Here is a 2,870-nt window from a genome sequence, read left to right on the forward strand (position 1 = left end):
TTGTTTTTTGTTAATGCGCACCAAATAAAGCACAAAAAAAAACCTCTCACAAGATTTTTTTTTTTGGAAAATACGTTTTCGCTATTTTACTTAAATACCCGTTGAACTGCATCTTTATTAAGACAAAACGCATATTAACGACGTAAATACTTACTTTTTGTTAACTTGATGGTATTTAAGTATTAAACTAGAAACTAAATCCATTTGATTTTTCTCTTCATCCTAAATAAATTTGTTAAAAAACAAAAAACCATTCCGTTTTGCGAAATGGTTTTTAAAGTTTAATCTAAGTTTTATTTAGTAAATCACTTTCTTGGTTTCGGTATGTTTATTATCAAGAACAACTTTTACAATTAAAACCTGATTACTTAATTTTAAGTTTTCTATTCTCAATTTAGGATTTCCTATTTTATCTTTCTGATAAAGTAGTTTGCCCGATGTATCGTAAACATATACGGCATCTATAGTTTGATTAAGTGTATTGATTTGAATCTCTTTATTTTCAACAGCTATTCTAACTACCTCTTCTGTTGCTTCAAACTCTCCTGTACCTAAAGTTTTATTAGTATATCGCAACACAAATCGATTATCAACACCATCAGTTTTGGCTGTGGTAAACGTATATCCTTTTTGACGCAAATCCTGTATAATACCTGTAACTTTATCCTCAAGATAAATAGCATGATCTACTAATAAACCATCTGCATCATCTATCTCAATCGTAAAATCTCCAGCTATTTCTGAACTATATCCTAAGTACACCAAATCGGTTTCTTTAAATGGTATGGCACGTCCCTGAATACTGAGTTTTTTATCTTTAAGAACACTGTAAAAATTAATAAAAGTATTTCCGTTTAGAGAAATTCCGTCAAACATACTTTCATAATCATCTGTTGCTCCTTCGATATAACCCACCAATATTTGCTTAAATGCACCCTCTTTATTGGTGAGATTTAACCACACTCGATTTTTTTCTATAGCAGTTGCTTTTCTAGTTTTGCCAGGTCTGTAAAATTGTCCGTTTTGTCCAGAAGCACGCATACTATTATTGAAAGTTACTTGTGCACCTCCAATTTTTGCATTAACAAAAAAGGACTGCCCTGCCGCAATATATCCTAATGGCGGAACACTTCCTGAATCCGAACCAGTTCCTTGACCATGAGTAACTCCACCAGTAAAATTATATGTTGCATAATCTTCAGATGCATAATCCAATTTACCACCTTGAAGTCCAAGTGGGGTAATATGAGTCCAGAAATATAAAGTCCCTTCTAAAATAGTAGAATTTCCTCTTAAAAAATCATCCGCAAATAAAGCCGAAGGATATGGATTCCCTACCAAAATATACTCATCAAATTTAGTTGGTGTACCAAGAGTAAGTGACCCATTATTAGGAGTCCCTTCAAAAGCTACTTTTTGATCATAAGGAAATGGACCAGCATTACGTGCTTTTATAGTGTATCCCCTACAAATTTCCATATTATCATCTGCATATATCCAACTATTTGTCGCAATATTAAAAGCAAAACATGATTTAGTTCCTAATGACAATGTACTAAATTTTTGTCCAAATACTGGTGATGACCAATAAACGTAATCCTGATCTTTCATCTGTGCAGAAATACGTTCATAGATAATTTTACCGCTATTAACTGCATTATCATTTACCTGAAATAAACTCGCTTTATCCTCAAATTTTAAACTAGCCGTAGAAGCTACTGTAACCGAATTAGTAATAGCTAAAGTTGCTCCCGCCTTAATTGTAACTTTAGCTGTCAAATTCACCTGGCAAGAACAAGCAGTTAAATCACCTGCTTGTCCTGTTGCAGAAATATAATCTGCTGAGAAAATAATATTTTGATTTGCCGTTGGTATACCACTAGACCATCCGGAACCGCTCCAACTATTAGTAACCAAAGTAGGAACTATAGTTGTAAGAGATGCTGCAGAAGTACAACTTGTTGTTAAGTTACTTACTATAAAAGTATATGTATTTGGTACAAGATTACTAATAAGAGTACTTGTTCCTGAACCAGAAGTCGTAACTGTAACAGGGTTCGTTACTATTGACCAGTTCCCAGAAGGTAGTCCACTTAAAGCAACACTTCCTGTAGAAACTGCACATGTTGGTGGCGTAATAACTCCAATAACCGGAGGTGTTGGCGTCGCATTTACCGCTACCGTAAAAGTTGAAGTGGGGCTACTAACACAACCTGCTGCAGTTTTCACCGTTAATGTTCCTGTATAAATACCCGCAATTGTACCTCCTGGAACAACAATCGTAATTGGACTCGCTGGTAAAGAAGCATCTGTAATTGCTGCAAAAGTATTTGTGGGAGATCCATTCCAAACAATACTATACGTTGTTGGAGTATTTGTTATTCCGCTATAGCTTAATGTAGTATTTTGGGCGCTAGCGCTTGAACAAACTGTTGCTGCCGATCCCGCTAATGTTATTGTTGGCGTCGCATTTACAGTTACTGTAAAAGTTGAAGCGGAACTACTAACACAACCTACTGCTGTTTTTACGGTTAGTGTGCCTGTATAAGTACCTGCAATTGTGCCTCCTGGAACAACAATCGTAATTGGACTCGCTGGTAAAGAAGCATCTGTAACTGCTGCAAAAGTATTTGCGGGTGATGCATTCCAAGTAATACTATATGTTGTGGGAGTATTTGTTGTAGCGCTATAACTTAATGTGGTATTTTGAGCACTAGCGCTTGAACAAACTGTTGCTGCCGATGCTGCTAATGTTATTGTTGGAGTCGGATTTACTGTTACTGTAAAAGTTGAGGCAGGACTACTAACACAACCCCCTGCAGTTTTTACGGTTAGTGTGCCTGTATAAGTACCTGCAATTGTACCCGCTG

At 35.7% G+C, this 2,870-nt stretch carries 1 protein-coding gene; it reads right to left on the reverse strand.

Annotated elements, in window-relative coordinates; translation table 11 throughout:
* Positions 1-297: 297 nt before the first annotated feature.
* The coding region (locus B8T70_RS23290) for a T9SS sorting signal type C domain-containing protein (protein ID WP_086896414.1) at positions 298-2,870 on the reverse strand (2,573 nt) is incomplete at its 5' end.

It is taken from the genome of Flavobacterium sp. AJR (genome assembly GCF_002156885.1).
Taxonomy (GTDB): domain Bacteria; phylum Bacteroidota; class Bacteroidia; order Flavobacteriales; family Flavobacteriaceae; genus Flavobacterium.